Origin of the sequence: Pseudomonas sichuanensis, assembly GCF_024749065.1 — a bacterium.
Classification (GTDB): Bacteria; Pseudomonadota; Gammaproteobacteria; order Pseudomonadales; family Pseudomonadaceae; genus Aquipseudomonas; species Aquipseudomonas sichuanensis.
Genome location: NZ_CP087185.1, coordinates 305,126 through 324,730 on the forward strand (window position 1 = coordinate 305,126; position 19,605 = coordinate 324,730).

18 protein-coding genes are annotated in these 19,605 nt (G+C 65.8%); 5 read left to right on the plus strand and 13 right to left on the minus strand.

Features of this window, described 5'->3' with window-relative positions:
* Nucleotides 1-6 precede the first annotated feature (6 nt).
* Entirely contained in the window at nucleotides 7-441 is a 435-nt protein-coding gene (locus LOY51_RS01440) for an acyl-CoA thioesterase (RefSeq protein ID WP_258644139.1), read from the plus strand.
* Here LOY51_RS01440 and LOY51_RS01445 read toward each other — a convergent pair.
* From LOY51_RS01445 to fdhD, 5 genes are all read right to left on the minus strand, one after another.
* A complete protein-coding gene (locus LOY51_RS01445; RefSeq protein ID WP_125857110.1) occupies nucleotides 431-1,084 on the minus strand; it encodes a response regulator in 654 nt (217 codons plus the stop codon). The genes LOY51_RS01440 and LOY51_RS01445 overlap by 11 nt on opposite strands.
* A gap of 93 nt (nucleotides 1,085-1,177) precedes the next feature.
* Nucleotides 1,178-1,990 (minus strand): CheR family methyltransferase, encoded by an 813-nt coding sequence (locus LOY51_RS01450; protein ID WP_125857111.1) that lies wholly within the window; start codon nucleotides 1,988-1,990, stop codon nucleotides 1,178-1,180.
* 209 nt (nucleotides 1,991-2,199) lie between these two features.
* A complete protein-coding gene (locus LOY51_RS01455) occupies nucleotides 2,200-2,679 on the minus strand; it encodes a YMGG-like glycine zipper-containing protein (RefSeq protein WP_125857112.1) in 480 nt (159 codons plus the stop codon).
* A 335-nt stretch (nucleotides 2,680-3,014) separates the two neighbouring features.
* The gene (locus LOY51_RS01460) at nucleotides 3,015-5,360 is read right to left on the minus strand and encodes an FdhF/YdeP family oxidoreductase (RefSeq protein WP_258644141.1); all 2,346 of its coding nucleotides are present in this window, start codon (nucleotides 5,358-5,360) and stop codon (nucleotides 3,015-3,017) included.
* Nucleotides 5,361-5,368: 8 nt separating this feature from the next.
* Complete coding sequence (gene fdhD / locus LOY51_RS01465; protein ID WP_125857114.1) at nucleotides 5,369-6,196, minus strand: formate dehydrogenase accessory sulfurtransferase FdhD; 828 nt, start codon at nucleotides 6,194-6,196, stop codon at nucleotides 5,369-5,371.
* Nucleotides 6,197-6,370: 174 nt separating this feature from the next.
* Between fdhD and lysM the strand changes: the two genes are divergently transcribed.
* A complete protein-coding gene (gene lysM / locus LOY51_RS01470; RefSeq protein WP_258644142.1) occupies nucleotides 6,371-6,811 on the plus strand; it encodes a peptidoglycan-binding protein LysM in 441 nt (146 codons plus the stop codon).
* A 63-nt stretch (nucleotides 6,812-6,874) separates the two neighbouring features.
* Here lysM and yrfG read toward each other — a convergent pair whose 3' ends face one another.
* Nucleotides 6,875-7,537 (minus strand): GMP/IMP nucleotidase, encoded by a 663-nt coding sequence (yrfG, locus tag LOY51_RS01475; protein ID WP_258644143.1) that lies wholly within the window; start codon nucleotides 7,535-7,537, stop codon nucleotides 6,875-6,877.
* 64 nt (nucleotides 7,538-7,601) lie between these two features.
* Here yrfG and nudE point away from each other — a divergent pair, with 64 nt between their 5' ends.
* Nucleotides 7,602-8,168: an ADP compounds hydrolase NudE gene (gene nudE, locus LOY51_RS01480; protein ID WP_110992208.1), complete on the plus strand. Its 567-nt coding sequence runs from the start codon at nucleotides 7,602-7,604 to the stop codon at nucleotides 8,166-8,168.
* Nucleotides 8,165-8,998 carry a 3'(2'),5'-bisphosphate nucleotidase CysQ gene (cysQ, locus tag LOY51_RS01485; protein WP_258644144.1) on the plus strand — a complete coding sequence of 278 codons (834 nt, stop codon included), beginning with the start codon at nucleotides 8,165-8,167 and terminating at the stop codon, nucleotides 8,996-8,998. The genes nudE and cysQ overlap by 4 nt, the downstream gene beginning before the upstream one ends.
* A gap of 223 nt (nucleotides 8,999-9,221) precedes the next feature.
* Here the strand turns inward: cysQ and LOY51_RS01490 are convergent, their stop codons facing one another.
* From LOY51_RS01490 to rfbB, 7 genes are read right to left on the minus strand one after another with little or no spacing between them, the layout of a single operon-like run.
* Nucleotides 9,222-9,677 (minus strand): thioesterase domain-containing protein, encoded by a 456-nt coding sequence (locus LOY51_RS01490; RefSeq protein WP_258644145.1) that lies wholly within the window; start codon nucleotides 9,675-9,677, stop codon nucleotides 9,222-9,224.
* A complete protein-coding gene (locus LOY51_RS01495; protein ID WP_125462228.1) occupies nucleotides 9,674-11,086 on the minus strand; it encodes a sigma-54-dependent transcriptional regulator in 1,413 nt (470 codons plus the stop codon). Before LOY51_RS01495 ends, LOY51_RS01490 begins: the two co-directional genes overlap by 4 nt.
* Complete coding sequence (locus tag LOY51_RS01500; RefSeq protein ID WP_125462229.1) at nucleotides 11,083-12,897, minus strand: sensor histidine kinase; 1,815 nt, start codon at nucleotides 12,895-12,897, stop codon at nucleotides 11,083-11,085. Before LOY51_RS01500 ends, LOY51_RS01495 begins: the two co-directional genes overlap by 4 nt.
* A 38-nt stretch (nucleotides 12,898-12,935) precedes the next feature.
* Nucleotides 12,936-13,796, minus strand: a complete 861-nt coding sequence (rfbD, locus tag LOY51_RS01505) for a dTDP-4-dehydrorhamnose reductase (protein WP_258644146.1) — start codon at nucleotides 13,794-13,796, stop codon at nucleotides 12,936-12,938.
* Nucleotides 13,793-14,353 carry a dTDP-4-dehydrorhamnose 3,5-epimerase gene (gene rfbC, locus LOY51_RS01510; protein WP_125857120.1) on the minus strand — a complete coding sequence of 187 codons (561 nt, stop codon included), beginning with the start codon at nucleotides 14,351-14,353 and terminating at the stop codon, nucleotides 13,793-13,795. Before rfbC ends, rfbD begins: the two co-directional genes overlap by 4 nt.
* Entirely contained in the window at nucleotides 14,350-15,225 is an 876-nt protein-coding gene (gene rfbA / locus LOY51_RS01515; RefSeq protein WP_258644147.1) for a glucose-1-phosphate thymidylyltransferase RfbA, read from the minus strand. The genes rfbC and rfbA overlap by 4 nt, the downstream gene beginning before the upstream one ends.
* Nucleotides 15,222-16,307, minus strand: coding sequence for a dTDP-glucose 4,6-dehydratase (gene rfbB / locus LOY51_RS01520; protein ID WP_258644148.1), 1,086 nt, complete (start codon nucleotides 16,305-16,307; stop codon nucleotides 15,222-15,224). The genes rfbA and rfbB overlap by 4 nt, the downstream gene beginning before the upstream one ends.
* Nucleotides 16,308-16,475: 168 nt before the next feature.
* Here rfbB and LOY51_RS01525 point away from each other — a divergent pair, with 168 nt between their 5' ends.
* Entirely contained in the window at nucleotides 16,476-19,376 is a 2,901-nt protein-coding gene (locus tag LOY51_RS01525; RefSeq protein ID WP_258644149.1) for an aminotransferase, read from the plus strand.
* Nucleotides 19,377-19,605 lie beyond the last annotated feature (229 nt).

Sequence of the window (19,605 nt, forward strand, 5' to 3'; positions counted from 1 at the left end):
CAAACCATGACCGAATCCCCTCAACGCGCCGCTTTCTCCCATTTCCACCCGATCCTCACTCGCCCCCAGGACAACGACCTCAACGGCCACCTCGCCGGTTCCACCGTGCACGGCTTCTTCGAGACGGCCATCCAGGCATTCCTCGTCGAACAGGCCGAACTGGACCTGCGTGACGGCGAACTGGCCGGTTTCGTGGTCAGTTCGGCGGCAGACTTCTTCGCGCTGCCTGGCTTCCCCGACGTGCTCGAAGTGGGCCTGGGCATCACGCGCCTTGCGGGCAGCACGGTGGAATATCGCCTGGCGCTGTTCCGTCCTGGCGAGGCCGAAGCCTGCGCGGCAGGCACCTTGGTGCAGGTATTCGTCGAGCGTGCTTCGGGGCGCCCGGCCGCATTGCCAGAGACGCTGCAATTGATCCTCGCCGGGCTGTCGCTCAATCGTTGAGGCGGATGATCCCTTCTCGTACGGCAAACAGCACCAGCCCCGGCACGTCGTGGATCTGCAGGCGGTGCATGATCTGCGAGCGGTGCGCCTCCACCGTCTTGATGCTCAGGCCCAGGCCATCGGCGATGGAACGGGTGGTTTCACCACGGGCGATCAGCCGCAGGATCTCCAGCTGGCGGGTGGTCAGCGGCGTCTGCACCTGACCTGTCGGGCGTTTGCGGCTGTGCTTGAGGGCCAGGTCGATGACCATCGGCAGCACCGCCGATGACAGGTACTGGCCTCCGTGGCGCAGGGTCTGCAGGGCCTGCTCCAGCTCACCCACCGAGGCATTCTTGAGCAGGAAGCCATGGGCGCCGAGTTGCAGGCAGTTGAGCACGTGTTCCAGCTCGGAGCGTGCGGAAAACATCAGCACACGGCTGGCCGGGGCGCGAATGAACAGTTCCTGCAGGGCTTGCTGGTTGTCCAGCTCACCGCTCATGTCGAGCACCACGATATGCGGCTTGAGTTTCTCGGCGAGGTTCACGGCAGCCATGGCATCGCCGGTGTCGCCGACCACGGCGAAGTCCTTTTTCTGTTCAAGCAGGGCGCGCAGGCCGGCGCGAAAGAGCGGCGAATCGTCGGCAAGCAGGATACGGCAAGGCATGGGTCAGGGCCTGTTTCGCAAGGGAAGGGGGGGCGGCAGGCCGGCACGATCCGCAAGGGCACTGCGGCGCGGGGGCGCAGTCAGTGCCTCTGATCATAAGCGTTCGAACACCGAGGGCAGCAAGGGGCGCAGGGGCAGGTCCAGCTCGTGGATGCTCTCGCTGTGCCCGATGATCAGCAAGCCGCCGGGGCGCAGCTGTGCCAGCACACGCAGCAGCACCTCGCACTTGTACGTTGGGGCGAGGCTGGACAGCAGGTTGCGCAGCAGGATGGCGTCGAACTGGCCGAGCCGTTCCGGCAGAGGCTGAATCAGGTTGATCGCCTCGAAGCCTACCTGCCCGCGCAGGGCGCAGGCTACGCGCAGTCGCCCGGCCATTTCACCCACCCCGCACAAGCAGTGGCGGGCCAGCCAGCCTTCCGGGAAGTAACGGGCCTGGGCAATGTCGTAAATGCCGGCGGCTGCGTGCTCCAGCACCTGCGGATCGAAATCGCTGGCCAGCACCTGCCAGCCTGGGTGACTGGCGTTTTCGGCGGCGACCATGGCCAGGCTCCAGGCTTCTTCACCGGTGGCGCAGGCGGCGCTCCACAAGCGCACGGGGTGCTGGTGCTCAGCCAGCCAGCCGGCCAGCCATTCGAAATGGCGGTGTTCGCGGAAGAAGTAGCTGTCGCGGGCTACCAGCAGGCGCAGCAGGTGCTCGTGTTCCGTTGTGCCCTGTTCGCTGTCGAGCAGGGCCAGGTAGTGCTCAAAGTCTGCCAGGCCATGGGTTTTCAGGCGCTTGTGCAGCCGCGCTGCGACCACTGCCCGGCGGTCGTTGGCCAGATGTACGCCGGTCGCCTGCACAACCCGTTGGCGAATGCGTGCAAAGCTGGTTTCACTGAGCAGTGGCGGGCGAGTGCGGGTGGGCATGTTTCAACCTCCCAGGGCTGGAGGCGAGCAGATGAAGAGGGGGCTGATCGCGCGCATTCCCTGCGTCCTGTTCAAGGTGGAAGCAGGGAATGATAGCTAGTGGCAACTGGCCTCCATATCGGGGCGGCCCCTAATCCTCGGGCATTGGCGCAAACGAAAAGGCCCCGCCGATGAGGGCGGGGCCTAGGCGCAAGGCTTAAGCCTGGCGATCAGTCGCGCCAGTGGCGCTTGTGCTTGCGGTGGCCGTAGTGGTGGCCGCGGTCGTAGTAACGGCGATCATCGTAGTCGCGGCGATAGCGACGCGAATCGCGGCGTTCGTCTTCGTCGGCCTTGTTGCCCATGTAGTTACCCAGCGCGCCACCGGCGCCGCCGCCGGCAGCCGCACCGATATAGCTGCCAGTGGTGCCGCCCACGGAGCGACCGACCACGTTGCCGCCCGCAGCGCCCAGCGCGCCACCGATGGCCGCTTCGCCACGCTGGCGCTTGTCGGCACCCAGGGCACCGCCGGCAGCGCCGCCCAGGCCGGCACCGATGGCGCCGCCGGTGCTACCACCGATGGAGTTGCCCACCACGGAGCCCAGTACCCCACCCAATGCGCCGCCAATGCCGGCTTCGGTGGTGCCGCCTGCCATGGCCACGCCGCTGAGCAAGCTGAAAGACAACAACAGAATCGAGGAGTACTTCTTCATCAAGAGAGCCTCAGAGGGATGACGAAGCGGAATTTGAGGCCCGGCGAAGCGGCTGGCAATGGAAATCCGACGAGTAGCACGAGTTGTACACAATTCTCTAAGTTATTGAATTATGTATGAAACTTTCCTGAATTTCGGTGGTCTGAGGCTTTTATGACAAAGCCCTGATCCATTGCGGACAGGGCTTTTTTTGTGGGCGACGCCTGGGTGAAGAGAGGCTGCGCAGAGTGCTGCGTGGGAGCGGGCTTGCCCCGCGATAGGCCCTGCCTGGCAACCCCGTTTCGGCGGCTGGCCCTATCGCGGGGCAAGCCCGCTCCCACGCAGTATCTGCGAATTCAGATGATCCGCCCGTCGTCCCGCGCCCGCTCAAGCTTGATGGCAATGAACTTGGACGTCGGTGTATGGCTGCCCTCGCCAATGCTCTCCAGCGGCACCAGCGGGTTCACCTCGGGGTAATAGGCTGCCGCCTGCCCGGCAGGAATGTCGAACGCCAGCAAGGTGAAACCATGCACCCGGCGTACATGCTCATCCCCCCACAGCGACACGATGTCGACCTTCTGCCCCGGCTGGAAGCCCAGGCGGACGATGTCGGCTTCGTTGGCGAACAGCACGTCGCGCTGGCCGCGCACGCCGCGGTAGCGGTCGTCCATGCCATAGATGGTGGTGTTGTACTGATCGTGCGAGCGCATCGACTGCATGATCAGGTCCGGCAGTTGGCCGCTGGCCCGCACCCGCTCGTCGAGCAGGCTGTCGGGCAGCAGGTTGGCCTTGAAGTTGGCGCGGCCGGTGGCGGTTTTCCACTGGCGGCTGGCGGCGCTGTTACCCAGGTAGAAACCGCCCGGCAGGCGCAGGCGCTCATTGAAGTCGGCAAAACCCGGGATGGTGTCGGCGATCAGCGCGCGGATGCGGTCGTAATCGGCCACCAGCCAGTGCCAGTCCACCGGCTGCTTGCCCAGGGTGGCGGCGGCGATGCCGGCGACCACGGCGGGCTCGGAGCGCATCTGCCTGGACAGCGGCTTGAGCTGGCCGTTGGAGGCATGGACCATGCTGAACGAGTCCTCCACCGTGACTGCCTGCGGGCCATCGCTTTGCAGGTCGATATCGGTACGGCCCAGGCACGGCAGGATCAGCGCCTGCTTGCCGTGGACCAGGTGGCTGCGGTTGAGCTTGGTGCTGATCTGCACGGTCAGTTCGCAGTTGCGCAGGGCCTGGGCGGTGCGTTCGGTGTCCGGGGTGGCCTGGGCGAAGTTGCCGCCCAGCCCGATGAACACCTTGGCGCGGCCTTCGAGCATCGCGTGGATCGCCTCGACGGTGTTGTGGCCGTTGTGGCGCGGCACGGCAAAGCCGAAGCGCTTTTCGATGGCGTCGAGCAGGAACACCGGTGGGCGCTCGTTGATGCCCATGGTGCGGTCACCCTGCACGTTGCTGTGGCCGCGTACCGGGCACAGGCCTGCGCCGGGTGCGCCGAGGTTGCCGCGCAGCAGCATCAGGTTGACGATTTCCTGGATGGTCGGCACCGAGTGGCGGTGCTGGGTGATGCCCATGGCCCAGCACATGATCACCCGCTTGCCTTTGCAGTACATGCGCGCCGACAGTTCGATGTCGCTCAGGGCAAGGCCGGACTGCGCCTCGATCTGCTCCCAAGGCGTGGCATCCACCACCGCCAGGTACTCGTCCACGCCATGGCCGTGCTCGGCGATGAAGGCGTGGTCGAAGATCGCCGGTTCGCCCTTGGCCTGCGCTTCGCGCTCCCACTGCAGCAGGAACTTGGCCATGCCGCGCAGCAGTGCCATGTCGCCGCCCAGGGCCGGGCGGAAGAACGCGGTGTTGGTCGGGCGATCGCTGTTGGTCAGCATCTCCAGCGGGTTCTGCGGGTGCTGGAAGCGTTCCAGGCCACGCTCTTTGAGCGGGTTGACGCACACCACCTGGGCGCCGCGCTTCACCGCGTCACGCAACGGGTCGAGCATGCGCGGGTGGTTGGTGCCGGGGTTCTGGCCCCAGACGAAGATCGCGTCGGCGTGCTCGAAGTCGTCGTAGGTGACCGTGCCCTTGCCCACGCCAACGCTCTGGCTCAGGGCAACGCCGCTGGCTTCGTGGCACATGTTCGAGCAGTCGGGGAAATTGTTGGTGCCGTAGGCGCGCACGAACAGCTGGTAGAGGTACGCCGCCTCATTGCTGGCCCGGCCGGAGGTATAGAACTCGGCCTGGTCGGGGCTGGCCAGGTTGTTCAGGTGGCGGGCGATCAACGCGAATGCCGCGTCCCATTCGATCGGCTGGTAGCGGTCGGTGACCGGGTCGTAGACCATCGGTTCGGTCAGCCGGCCCTGGTATTCAAGCCAGTAGTCGCTTTGCTGGCGCAGCGCGCTGATGCTGTAGCGGGCGAAGAAAGCCGCATCGACGCGGCGCTTGGTGGCTTCCCAGTTGACCGCCTTGGCGCCGTTCTCGCAGAACTTGACCATGCCGCTCTCGGGCGAGTCGCCCCAGGCGCAACCGGGGCAGTCGAAGCCGCCGTTCTGGTTGGTCTTGAGCAGGGCGCGCAGGTTCTTCAGGGCGTTGTCGCTGCCAACCCAGGCCTTGGCCACGCTGCGCAGCGCGCCCCAGCCACCGGCGGGGCCGGGGTAAGGCTTGTAGCGAGGGGAAGAGGCGGGGGCGTTGTCCGGGAGTTTTTCGTACGAGGTCACGGCTGTTACTACTCCGCCGCTGGGCTGAATACCCGCGGTGCGCTGTGTTTGGGCAGATGGATAAGGTTGAGGTTGTGCTTGCGTGCCCATTGCAAGGCAAGGCCCGTGGGCGCCGAGAGGCTGACCAGGGTCTGGATGCCGGCGCGCAGCACTTTCTGGATCAGTTCCAGGCTGCAGCGGCTGGTGACGATGGCCAGGCCACCCGTGGTGTCGATGCGCTGGCGCAGCAGGGCGCCGATCAGCTTGTCCAAGGCGTTGTGCCGGCCGATGTCCTCGCGACCCAGCAGCAGCTGGCCGTCGCGGTCCATGAACAGCGCGGCGTGCACAGCGCCGCAGTGCTGGCCGAGGGGCTGGAAGGCATCGATGCGTTGGCGCAGGTCCTTGAGCCAATGGGCCGGAGGCAAGGGGGCCCCGGGTAGCACCTTCAGTTCGGGCAGCGCCTGCTCCAGGGCTTCCACACCGCACAGGCCGCAGCCGCTGGTGCCGGCCATCTGGCGGCGCTGGTTCTTCAGGTCCCAGAAGGCACGGCTGGAAATTTCCAGGTCGGCATACAAGGCCGAGCCGCTGCCGGAGAGCTTCACGTCATAGATTTCGTCAGTGCCGCTGACGATGCCGCTGCCGACGCTGAAACCGACCGCAAAGTCTTCAAGGTCGGTGGGGCTGACCAGCATCACCGCCTGGTTGAGGCCGTTGTAGACGATGGCCAGCGCGACTTCCTCGGCCAGCGGCGTGTTGTCACGCGCAGCATCGGTGAGCTCGAGGTAGTCGTAGGTGTTGCTGGCGGCGGGCAGATCGAATGACGAAGGCGCCGCGCAGACCGGAGGCTTGCTGTTCATCGGGGCGAATACCGGCGGCAGTTTGATGCCACAAGCCTAGGCCGCCGGGCAGGTGGCGTCTAATCGCTAGCGTCTATGCCGTGATAGACCGCGTCGATTGGTTGCACAGGGGCAGGGGGCGGGATCCTGGCCTAGACTCCTGCTTCCACGGATTCACCCTAAAAGGAGCGCCACATGAGCCTGTTCAGTTTCGTGAAGGAAGCCGGTGAGAAGTTGATCGACCTGCTGACCCCGGGCAATGCCAATGCCGAGGAGCAGTTGAAGAAACACGTCGAAAGCGTTGGCCTGGGCAACCCGAACATCTCGGCCACTGTAGAGGGAGACAAGGTCATCCTCAAGGGCGAGGTCAGCAGCCAGGAAGAGAAGGAGAAGATCATCCTGGCGGCCGGCAACATTGCCGGTGTGGCTGCGGTGGAGGACCAGATCGTTGTCACCGGGCCGATTGCCCAGGCGGCGGTGTTCGTCACCGTGGTGAAGGGTGATACGCTCAGTGCCATCGCCTTGAAGGTGTATGGCAATGCCAACCAGTACAACAAGATCTTCGAGGCCAACAAGCCGATGCTCAAGCATCCGGACAAGATCTATCCGGGGCAGGTATTGCGTATTCCCAACTGACCTCATCGCGGGGCAAGCCCGCTCCCACCGGGTCGTGGGAGCGGGCTTGCCCCGCGATTGGGCCTAGAGTCCTGTCAACAACTCCCGGTAATCCTCGACCGCCGCGAACTCCTGGGTATCTCGCGGCTCGGCCCGACTATCCGGCTGACGCACCGCCAGCAGGTGCCCCACCCCAAATTGCCGAGCACTGCGCAGAATCGCCAAGGTGTCATCGATGAACAGGCTGCGCGCCGGTTCAAAACCGATGTCCGCCTGCAACGCGTCCCAGAACTGCGGGCTTTCTTTCGGATATCCGTAGTCATGCGAGCTGATCAACCGCTCGAAATACGGCGCCAGTTCCACCCGCTCCAGTTTCAGCGACAGTGAGTCGCGGTGCGCATTGGTGATCATCACCACCCGCTTGCCGGCCTTGCGGATGGCGGCGAGGAAGGTGTCGGCATCCGGCTTCAAGGCGATCAGGTCGGCGATCTCCTGCTTCAGCTCGCGGATCGGCAGGCGCAGCTCGCGGCTCCAGAAGTCCAGGCAGTACCAGTTCAGCGTCCCGGCATGCTGTTCGAACAGCGGCTGCAGCTCCATTTCGGCCATCGCCCGGCTCACCCCGTGCAGCTCGGCGTAGCGCTGGGGCAGGTGCTGCAGCCAGAAGCGGTTGTCGTAGTGCAGGTCGAGCAGAGTGCCGTCCATGTCCAGCAGGACAGTATCGATGGCGGACCAGGGAAGAACGGGCATGGGAAACTCTCGATCAGATGGCAAGCCACGGTATAGTAACCCGTTCACGCCAAGGAGCCGCCCCATGCGCCAGAAACCCACCGTCCTCAGCCGCGAGATCGTCGCCAGCAGCCGCCTGTTCCGCGTCGAAGCCGTGCAGTTGCGCTTTTCCAACGGCACCGAACGCACCTATGAGCGACTGGTCGGCCGGGGCAATGGTTATGGCGCGGTGATGATCGTGGCCATGCTCGATGCCGAGCACGCAGTGCTGGTCGAGGAATATTGCGGCGGCACCGATGAATACGAACTGTCCCTGCCCAAAGGCCTGATCGAGCCGGGTGAGGACGTGCTGGCCGCCGCTGACCGCGAGCTCAAGGAAGAGGCTGGTTTCGGCGCACGCCAGCTGGAGCACCTGACCGAGCTGTCGTTGTCGCCCGGTTACATGAGCCAGAAGATCCAGGTAGTGCTGGCCACCGACCTGTACGAAGAACGGCTGGAGGGTGATGAGCCGGAGCCAATGCGGGTCGACAAGGTCAACCTGCGCGAGCTGTCGGCGCTGGCCATGCACCCGCAGTTCAGCGAAGGCCGGGCACTGGCGGCGTTGTACCTGGCGCGTGACCTGCTGATCCAGCGTGGGGTGCTGAGCGCATGAACGATGTTCAACTGATGCAGCACGTGGTGAAGCTCGCCCAGTTGGCCGGCGAGGCCATCCTGCCGTTCTGGCGCGCAGGCGTGGCAGTCACCACCAAGGCCGACGACTCGCCGGTGACCGCTGCCGACCTGGCTGCGCACCGGATCATTGCCGATGGCCTGCAAGCGCTGGCGCCACAGATCCCGGTGCTGTCCGAGGAAGACTGTGATATCCCGCTGCAAACCCGCGCTGCCTGGCAGCGCTGGTGGTTGGTCGACCCGCTGGACGGTACCAAGGAATTCATCGCTGGCAGTGAAGAGTTCACCGTCAACATTGCGCTGATCGAGCAGGGCGAGGTGGTGTTTGGTGTGGTGGCGATGCCGACCAATGGCCGTTGTTACTTCGGCGGTCGCGAGCTGGGGGCCTGGCGTGCCGAGCGCGATGCCGAGGCGCAGGCGATCCAGGTGCGCAATGCGCCGCCACAGGATGGCCGCTTCACCGTGGTCGCCAGCCGCCGGCATTCGAGCCCGGAGCAGGAAGCGCTGCTGGCTGGCCTGACAAGCGCCGTGGGTGAGCTGGAGCTGGCCAATATCGGCAGCTCGTTGAAGTTCTGCCTGCTCGCCGAAGGCGCTGCCGACTGCTATCCGCGGCTGGCACCGACTTCGCAGTGGGACACCGCTGCCGCGCAGGGCGTACTGGAGGGGGCCGGTGGCGAGGTGATCGGGCTGGATGGTCAGGCGTTTCGTTACCCGCCACGGGAATCGTTGCTCAACCCGTTTTTCCTGGCGTTGCCCAAGGCTGCCGATTGGCGGCAGGCGTTGATCGAGCTGGCGGGCGCGATCCGAACTTGAGTAAGCCGGGGCTGCTTTGCAGCCCATCGCGGCACAAGGCCGCTCCTACAGAACGGCACATGATTTTCTGATTTGGCAGGGCCCTGTGGGAGCGGCTTTAGCCGCGAACACCGGCAACGCCGGTGCCATCCACCGCATCGCCTGCTTCGCGGCTAAAGCCGCTCCCACAGGGGTGTGATGCGATTGAACAATGGTTCCTCTACGCAGCCTCCTGCTGGGAAGATCAACGGTGCAGCACGTACTGGCCGCTGAACCTCACCGCAGGCTCGTCACTGCCCTCATTGCTCACCACCGTCTCCAACGTCAACCGCGCCCGCCCGCGGCGCTGGTACATCGTCAGGAACCGCTCCCAGGCTTTCTCGTCCGGCGCCGGGCAACGTGCCACGGCGGTACCGGTCACCGGCAGTGGATAACTGATCTGCCCCTCCTGGATGACGATGTGCCCGTCATCGATGCCCAGCTCACGCAAGCGCAGGTGCAGCCAGCCCCAACCCACCAACACCGCGCCGCAATACAGGCTGCCGCCGAACATGGTGCTCTTGTGGTTGACGTTGGGGGCCAGCGGCAATTGCAGGCGCAGGCAGTGGCCTTGCCAGTCGATGACGGCCATGCCCATCTCGCGGGTCAGGGGAATGTCGCTGTGCAGTACGGCTTGCAGGTACTGGCTGTCGGTGCTCATTGACGGTTGTCCTCATGGTCGTCGTGCCCGCCGCTGGCGCCGTCGAAGCTCATGCCATGCTTGCGCAGCTTGTCGTGCAGGGTCTTGCGCGGGATGCCGAGGGCTTCGGCAAGGCTGCGCATGGAGTTGTGTGGCTGGGCCAGTTCGGCGGCGATCAGCGAGCGTTCGAACTGTTCGACCTGCTCGCTCAGGTTGCCGCTCGGCACGGGCAGGTGAACGTCGTTGGGGGTGGCTGGCGGCTGCCCGTCGAGGGCCAGTTCAAGGCCCAGGGCGAAGCGTTCGGCGGCGTTCTGCAGCTCGCGCACGTTACCCGGCCATTCGTGGCGCAGCAGCATGGCGCGCTGGGCGGGTTGCAGGCTGTGGGGCGCCAGGCCGTGGCGCTCGCTGGCGGCATCGGCGAAATGCTGGAACAGCACCAGGATGTCGTCGCCACGCTCGCGCAGTGCCGGGATGCGCAGCGGCGCGACGTTCAGCCGGTAATACAGGTCGGCACGGAAGCGGCCCTGATCGGCGGCTTGGCGCAGGTCTTCCTTGGTCGCGGCGATGATGCGGATGTCCAGCGGGATCAACTGGTTGCCGCCCAGGCGCTCGACCACCCGCTCCTGCAACAGGCGCAGCAACTTGACCTGCACATCCAGGCTCATGCTCTCGATCTCGTCGAGGAACAGCGTGCCGCCGTTGGCGAACTCGAACTTGCCGATGCGGCGCTTCTGCGCGCCGGTGAACGCCCCTGGCTCGTGGCCGAACAGCTCGCTCTCGACCACCGATTCGGCCAGGGCGCCGGCGTTGATCGCCACGAACGGGCCGTCGCGGCGGCTCGACAGGTCGTGCAGGGCACGCGCCACCACCTCCTTGCCGGCGCCGGTCTCACCGAGGATGAGCACGTCGGCGCGGGTGCCGGCGAGGGCGCCGATCTGCTCGCGCAGGCGCAGCATGGCCGGCGACAGGCCGACCAGGCGCGTGGCCAGTTGCTGGCGGTCGCTCAGGGCCAGGCGCAGGCTGCGGTTGTCCAGCACCAGCCGGCGCAGGGCCAGGGCACGGCGCACGCTGTCGAGCAGGGCGTCAGTGGCAAAGGGCTTTTCCAGGAAGTCATAGGCCCCGGCACGCATCGCCTGCACCGCCAGCGGCACATCGCCGTGGCCGGTGATCAGCAGCACCGGCAGTTCGCTGTCACGGGCGTGCAGTTGCTCCAGCAGTTGCAGGCCATCGATGCCGGGCATGCGGATGTCGCTGACCACCACGCCCGGCCAGTCGGCCTCGATGCGCGCGGCCAGGCCCTGGGCATCGGCCAGCGCCACCACCTTGAGCCCGGCCAGGTCGAGGGTCTGGCTCAGCGCCTGGCGCAGGTGCGGGTCGTCATCGACCAGGATCACCTGGGCGTGGCTGTCGATCAGTGTCTCGGTGGTCATGCCGAGGTGTCCTCCGAAGATTGCAGGTTGGCGCCGGGCTTGGCCACGCGCAGTTGCAGGGTCAGCAAGGCGCCGCCTTCCGGGTGATTGGCCAGCAGCAGCTCACCGCCCAGGGCGCGCATCAGGCTCTCGCAGATGGCCAGCCCCAGCCCCAGGCCCTGGGTGCGGGTCTTGGTGGTGAAGAACGGCTCTTTGGCGTGCTCCAGAGCCTGGCGGCTGAAGCCTGGGCCGTTGTCGCGAATGTACAGGTAGACGCAATCGTCCTGGCGCTCGGCACTTAGCCACAGCTTGCGGGGGTTGGCCTTTTCGGTGAGCGCGTCCAGGGCATTGGCCAGCAGGTTGCCCAGTACCTGGCGCAGGCGGGTTTCGCCGGCCTGCACCCACAGGGTGGCTTCCGGCAGGTCACGCACCAGCTCCACGGCCATGGCCCGGCGGCGCTTGGCCAGCAGCGCCAGGGCGTCGTCCAGCGCCGGCTGCAGGGCCACGCTTTCCGGGGCGTGACGGTCGCGGCGGGCAAAGGCGCGCAGGTGGGCGATGATCGAGGCCATGCGCCCGGTCAGTTCGCCGATCAGCTTGAGGTTGCCGCGCACGTCCTCGGAACGCTGGTGGTCGAGCAGGATCTCGGCGTTTTCGGCGTAGCTGCGGATCGCCGCCAGCGGCTGGTTGAGTTCGTGGCTGATGCTCGCCGACATGGTGCCGAGCACCGACAGCTTGCCGGCCTGCACCAGCTCGTCCTGGGCGCGCACCAGCTCCTGCTGGGCGTTCTCGCGCTCCAGCACGGCGCTTTTCAGCCGGGTGTTGAGGCCTTCGAGGTCGGCGGTGCGCTCCACCACGCGGTTTTCCAGCTCATGGCGGGCGCGGGCTTCGAAGTCGATGCGGTCGATGTAATGGCGGCGGCGCTGCATCACCAGGCCAGCGAGCAGCATGGTCACCAGCAGCGCACCGGCGCCGATGGCCATGACCGTCTGCACCGAGCGGTCGACCAGGGTGCGCGGCGCGAGGATGCTGACCTGCCAGCCGGTTTCCTTGATGTCGCGGGTCTGCGTGAGCCAGGCGTCGTGGTTCAGGCTCAACGGTTGCGGCGCCTGGGTCGGGTACGGCTGGATGGCGATGATCGCCTGGCGCTCGGCCTCGGTCAGTTCACGGGTGGCGCGAAAGCGCCAGTCCGGGCGCGAAGTGAGCACCACCACGCCGTTCTGGTCGGTCAGCAGCAGCTGCTCGGGGGTGCGGCCCCAGAGGGTTTCGGTGTGGTCGAGGTCGACCTTGACCACCAGCACGCCGATCACCCGCTCACGGTCGTGCACGGCGGCGGCGAAGAAGTAGCCGCGCTTGGCCGATGTCGTGCCCTGGCCGAAGAAGCGCCCCAGGTGGCCGTCCATGGCTTCGATGAAGTACGGCCGGAACGAGAAGTTGCGGCCGACGAAGCTGTCCTGCTTGTCCCAGTTGGAGGCGGCCAGGGTGTTGCCGCTGACATCCATCAGGTACATCACTTCGGCGCCGGTCTGCTGGGTGATGTGCTTGAGCAGGCGGTTGGCGTTGGTCACCGCCTCGAGCTTGAACGGGTCGGCCAGCACGCCGCGCAGGGCAGGCAGTTCGCCGAGGATCTGCGGCAGGGTCTCGTAGCGGTGCAGGGTGCCGAGCAGGTTGGCGACGTAGAGGTCGAGGGTCTGGCGGTTCTGCGAGGCCAGTTCTTCCTGGTAGTAGCGCTCGGCCAGGTGATGCAGGGGCCACAGCAGTGGGGTCAGGCACAGCGCCAATAGGGCAAGGCTGCGCCAGCGGGGGCGGCGAGGTGGCGTGGGTTTGGGAATCATCGGTAAAGGGCGCCAGAAGAGTCTGGCGCAATTATGCGCTACTTGAGGCAGTCGATCAGCGCCTCGTGCCAGTGCGGCTGCGTAACCTGCCATTCACGCGCCAGGCGCGAGCAGTCCAGTCGCGAGTTGAGCGGCCTTTGCGCGGGAGTGGGGTATTCGCTCGACGCGATCGGCAGCAGCTCGGCGCACGGCAGGCCTTGTGCCTTGAGCTGCTGCGCGATGGCCTGGGCAAAGCCGAACCACGACGTTTCGCCCTGGGCGGTCAGGTGATAGGTGCTCCAGGCGCCGGCCTGGCCCTGTTGCCAGCGCTCGATCAGGGCGCGGGTGCTGGCGGCAAGGGTGCCGGCCCAGGTGGGTGCGCCGATCTGGTCGTTCACCACCTTCAATTGCGGGCGCTCCTGCAGCAGGCGCTGCATGGTCAGCAGGAAGTTGCGCCCGTGCCGCGAGTAGACCCAGCTGGTGCGCAGGATCAGGTGCTCGCCGCCGACTGCCGTGATGGCCTGTTCGCCGGCAAGCTTGCTGCGGCCATAGACGCCCAGCGGGTTCGGTGCATCGTCTTCGGCATAGGGCACCGCCTTGCTGCCATCGAAGACATAGTCGGTGGAGTAGTGGATCAGCGGCACGCCCAGGTGCGCGGCCTCTTCGGCGAGCACCCGGGGGGCCTCGGCGTTGATGGTGAAAGCCAGTTGCGGCTCGCTTTCGGCCTGGTCCACTGCGGTGTAGGCCGCGGCGTTGATGACCAGGTCGGGCCTCAGCTCGCGCAGCGGCGCGCGCAACTGCTGCGGGTGGGCAAGGTCGAGCTGCCCGTGGCCCAGCAGGTGCACCTCGCCCAGGCCGGCCAGCGCGCCTTGCAGTGCCTGGGCCACCTGGCCATTGCGACCGCACACGAGCACTTTCATGGCAGCAGGCTCCCTGCCTTGCGCAGTTCGCTGAAGCGTTTGCCCAGCTTGTCCTTGTCGGAAAGCTTTGGCTCTACACCCTGCAACTGCCAGTCGATGTTCAGGTCGGGATCATCCCAACGGATGCAGTGCTCGGCTCTGGGGTTGTAGAAGTCGGTGGTCTTGTACAGGAACTCGGCCGACTCGCTCAGCGCCACGAAGCCATGGGCAAAGCCGGGCGGGATCCACAACTGGCGACGGTTTTCGGCGGACAGGCGCACCGCGACCCACTGGCCACAGGTCTTGGAGCTGCAACGCACGTCCACCGCCACGTCCAGCACTTCGCCGTGGACCACCCGCACCAGCTTGCCCTGGGTGTTCTGTACCTGGTAGTGCAGACCACGCAGCACGTTGTGCTCTGAACGCGAGTGGTTGTCCTGAACGAAGTCGCCCTTGAACCCGGTCAGTTCGGCGAACGCCCGGACGTTGAAACTTTCGAGGAAAAACCCCCGATCGTCACGGAACACCTTGGGTTCGATGATCTTTACGTCGGGTATCGTGGTGGCAATGATGTTCATGCGGACTCTTTGGCCAGTTTGCCCAGGTATTGACCGTATCCGGTCTTTTTCAGTTTTTCGGCCTTGGCCAACAACTCTTCGCGGCTGATCCAGCCTTGGTTGAAGGCGATCTCTTCCAGGCAGGCCACTTTCAGCCCTTGGCGGTTCTCGATGGTCTGCACGTACTGCGAGGCGTCCAGCAGGCTCTCATGGGTGCCGGTATCGAGCCAGGCAAAGCCGCGGCCGAAGCGCTCCACGCGCAGGTTGCCGCGTTTTAGGTAGGCATTGGTGATGTCGGTGATTTCCAGCTCACCGCGTGCCGAACGGCGTACACCCTTGGCGATGCGCACCACATCGTTGTCGTAGAAATACAGGCCGGTCACGGCGTAGTTGGACTTGGGCTGCAGTGGCTTTTCCTCGATCGACAGGGCATTGCCCTGTTCATCGAACTCGACCACACCGAAGCGCTCGGGGTCCTTGACCCAGTAGCCGAACACGGTGGCCCCGGACCCATGGTTCACGGCGCGTTGCAGCTGTTCGGTGAAACTCTGCCCGTGGAAGATGTTGTCGCCCAGGATCAGGCACACTGAGTCGTCGCCAATGAACGCTTCGCCGATCAGGAAGGCCTGGGCCAGCCCGTCCGGCGAGGGCTGTTCGGCGTAGCTGATGTTGAGGCCGAACTGGTCGCCGTCGCCGAACAGGTTCTTGTACTGCGGCAGGTCCTGGGGGGTGGAAATCAGCAGGATTTCGCGGATCCCGGCGAGCATCAGCACCGAGATCGGGTAGTAGATCATCGGTTTGTCGTAGATCGGCAGCAGCTGCTTGGAGACACCGAGGGTGATGGGGTGCAGGCGGGTGCCGGAGCCACCGGCCAGAACGATACCTTTGGTCATGCGATCAAGTCCTTGATGTTGGAGTTGCCCAGGCGTTCACCTTGATAGCTGCCGTCCTGTACGCGGCGGCACCATTCGAGGTTGTTCAGGTACCACTGCACGGTCTTGCGCAGACCGCTTGCGAAGGTTTCTTCGGGGACCCAGCCCAGCTCGCGTTCGATCTTGCTGGCGTCGATGGCATAGCGCAGGTCGTGGCCGGGGCGGTCCTGCACGTAGGTGATCAGGTCCTGGTAATGCGCTATGCCGACCGGGCGTTGTTCGGGGGCCAGCTCTTCAAGCAGCTTGCACAGCTCGTGCACCACGTCGATGTTCTTCTGCTCGTTATGCCCGCCGATGTTGTAGGTCTCGCCGACCTGGCCCTCGGTCACCACCTTGAGCAGCGCCCGGGCGTGGTCCTCGACGTACAGCCAGTCGCGCACCTGCTGGCCGTTGCCATACACCGGCAGCGGTTTGCCGGCCAGGGCGTTGAGGATCATCAGCGGGATCAGTTTTTCCGGGAAATGGTAAGGCCCGTAGTTGTTCGAGCAATTGGTCAGCAGTACCGGCAGCCCATAGGTGCGCTGCCAGGCGCGGACCAGGTGGTCGGACGCCGCCTTGCTGGCCGAATAGGGCGAGCTGGGCGCATAGGGCGTGGTTTCGGTGAACAGGTCGTCGACGCCATGCAGGTCGCCATACACCTCATCGGTGGAAATATGGTGGAAGCGAAAGGCTTCGCGCTGCGCCGCCGGCAGTCGGGACCACCAGGCGCGGGTGGCTTCGAGCAGGGCATAGGTGCCGACGATATTGGTCTGAATGAAGGCCGCCGGGCCATCGATGGAGCGGTCCACGTGGGACTCGGCCGCCAGGTGCATGATCGCCTGGGGTCCGAAGCGTTCCAGCACCTTCGCGACCGTTGCCTGGTCGGCGATGTCGGCCTGGACGAACTCGTAGCGGCTGTTGCTGGCGATGGGCTGCAGCGATTCCAGATTGCCCGCGTAGGTCAGCTTGTCGAGGTTGAGTACCTCATGCTCGGTGTTGCCGATCAGGTGGCGAATCAGGGCCGAGCCAATGAAGCCGGCACCGCCGGTGACGAGAATGCGCATGTGCAAATGCCTTTGCTGAGGGCTTTGGCGAAAAGCCTAGCTGGTTTGTTTGTGGCCGCTCGTCGTAAATCGTGCTGGCGCACGGTGTCCGTCGCCTGGTGCGAGCTGCCTCTTGAATATCGGCAACAGTAGTGGCGATATAAGCGGCAAAAAAACGAGGTCCCCCGCATGCCCCTGAGCACCCTGATCCAGCGTTCGAGCCAGCCCAGCCCTTCACTCGGTGAAGCCCAGGCCCATGCCCTGCTGCGCTCGCATTATGACCTGCGGGGCGAGTTGCAGGCACTGGGTAGCCAGCAGGATGTGAATTTTTGCGTAGACAGCGCCCAGGGGCGCTATGTACTCAAGGCCTGCCACGGCAGCTATGCCGAAGTCGAATTGCAGGCCCAGCACGCCGCCCTGGCGTATTTGCGCGAGCGTGGCGTGCCGGTGCCGCAGGTGCAGCCATCACTTGCCGGTGAGGCGCTGCTGGCGCTTGAGGTCGATGGCCAGCCCCTGCGGGTGCGGCTGCTCAGTTATATCGAAGGCCAGCCGCTGACCCGCCTCAAGCACCTGCCGGTGTCGGTAGTGGCTGAGCTGGGCAGGCTGTGCGCGCAGGTCGACCAGGCGCTGGCAGGTTTCGAGCACCCGGGCCTGGACCGCACCTTGCAGTGGGACCCGCGGCATGCCCAGGCACTGGTCGAGCACCTGCTGCCGGTAGTCACTGATCCGGCACGCCGCCAGCAGGTTGCCCAACTGGCCCGCCAGGCCGCAGACAAGCTGGCGCCGCTGGTCGGGCAACTGCCGACCCAGGCCGTGCACCTGGACATCACCGACGACAACGTGGTCTGGGCCCGTGACGGGCAACGGGAGTGGCAAGTGCAGGGGGTGATCGATTTCGGTGACCTGCTGCGCAGCTGGCGCATCGCCGACCTGTCGGTGACCTGTTCGGCGCTGCTGCATCACGCCGAAGGCGACCCGCTGCGCATCTTGCCGGCGGTGGCCGCCTACCAGGCCGCCAACCCGCTTGAAACGGCCGAATTGCAGGCGCTCTGGCCGCTGGTGCAGCTGCGTGCCGCCGTACTGGTGCTCAGCAGCGAGCAGCAGTTGGCGATCGACCCGCTCAATCAGTACACCCGCGACAACATCGCCCACGAATGGGAAATCTTCGACACCGCCTGCGCGGTGCCCGCCGCGCTGATGGAAGTGGCGATCCTGCAGGCTGCCGGCCAGCGGCCCGCTAGCGCCGACTTCAGCGGTTGCCTGCCGTTGCTGCCAGCGCTTGCCGGGCAGGCAGTCAACCGGGTCGACCTCGGTGTGCTGAGCCCGCACTGCGAGGCCGGCAACTGGGAACAGCCGGGCTTCGACCAGCGCCTGCTGGCCAGCCAGCCTGCGCCGGCCAGCAGCCTGCACGGCCAGTACCGACTGTCGCAAACCCACATCGACCGCCCCGAGGAGCCCGCCACCTGTGCCTTGGGTGTGGAACTGAACCTGGTGCCCGGCAGCCTGCTGCAGGCACCTGCCGAGGGCGTATGGCAGCGTGCCGGCGACAACCGCGGCTGCCTGCGCACCGCGCACTGGAACCTGTGGCTCAACGGCCTGGAAGAGGCCCCGGCCGACGGCCAGCTGCTTGCCAGGGGCCAGGCGCTGGGCGCCACCTGTGGCTTCCTCAGTGTGCAGTTATGCCTCGATGGCCAGGCCGTGCCGCCGTTTTTCGCCACGCCCAGTGCCGCCGCTGCCTGGCTGGCCCTGTGCCCTTCGCCTTCGGCGCTGCTGGGCTTTGATTGCGCTGCCGAGCCCCTGGCCGATGCGCAGGCGCTGCTGGCCCGCCGCGATGCCAGCTTCGCCCGCTCGCAGAAGCACTATTACGAGCAGCCGCCGCATATCGAACGCGGCTGGCGCAACTACCTGATCGACATGCAGGGCCGCTCGTACCTGGACATGCTCAACAACGTCGCGGTGCTCGGCCATGGCCACCCGCGCATGGTCGCCGAGTCGGCGCGCCAATGGTCGTTGCTCAACACCAACTCGCGCTTCCACTACGCGGCCATTGCCGAATTCTCCGAGCGCTTGCTGGAAGTGGCGCCGGAAGGCTTCGACCGGGTGTTCCTGGTCAACAGCGGGACCGAGGCCAACGACCTGGCGATCCGCCTGGCCTGGGCCTACAGCGGCGGGCGCGACCTGCTCAGCGTGCTGGAGGCCTACCACGGCTGGTCGGTGGCAACGGATGCGATCTCCACCTCCATCGCCGACAACCCCCAGGCCCTGGAAACCCGCCCGGACTGGGTGCACCCGGTTGAGGCGCCGAACACCTTCCGTGGTCGCTTCCGGGGCGCCGACAGTGCCGCTGACTACCTGCGCGATGTCGACGCCAAGCTCGCCGACCTCGATGCCCGTGGCCGCCAGCTGGCGGGCATGATCTGCGAGCCGGTGTACGGCAACGCCGGCGGCATCTCGCTGCCGGCCGGCTACCTGCGCGAGGCCTACGCCAAGGTGCGCCAGCGGGGCGGGGTGTGCATCGCCGACGAGGTGCAGGTGGGCTACGGGCGCCTGGGCGAGTACTTCTGGGGCTTCGAAGAGCAGGGCGTGGTGCCGGACATCATCACCATGGCCAAGGGCATGGGCAACGGCCAGCCGCTGGGGGCAGTGATCACCCGCCGCGAGATCGCCGAGGCGCTGGAGGCCGAGGGTTACTTCTTCTCCTCGGCCGGCGGCAGCCCGGTCAGCTGCCGTATCGGCATGGCGGTGCTGGACGTGATGCGTGACGAAGGGCTGTGGGACAACGCCCGTGACGTGGGGCGGCATTTCAAGGCGCGGTTGCAGGCGCTTGTCGATAAGTATCCGCTGGCGGGTGCCGCCCATGGTTCGGGCTTCTACCTGGGGCTGGAACTGGTGCGCGACCGGCAGACGCTGGAGCCGGCCACGCAGGAGACCATGCTCCTGTGCAACCGCCTGCGCGAGCTGGGGATCTTCATGCAGCCAACCGGCGACTACCTGAACATCCTCAAGATCAAGCCGCCGATGTGCACCACGCGGGCAAGCGTGGACTACTTCGTCGACAGCGTGGAGCGGATCCTCGCCGAAGGGCTTTGAAATCGATTGTTATCGAGTTGAAGGCATTCTTTATGCGAAATTGGTCTTCATTGCACCTTTGAAAGCGGATATTTATCGGCTATAAATGTTCGCCATCAGCCGGTGGGACCGCTTTGCGGTCCTTTCGCGACACAAGGCCGCTCCTACACAGGGGACGCGATTCCCTGCAGGGGCGGCCTTGTGCCGCGAGAGGCGCGCACAGCGCGCCCCACCCTTCCGCCAGTTGCCC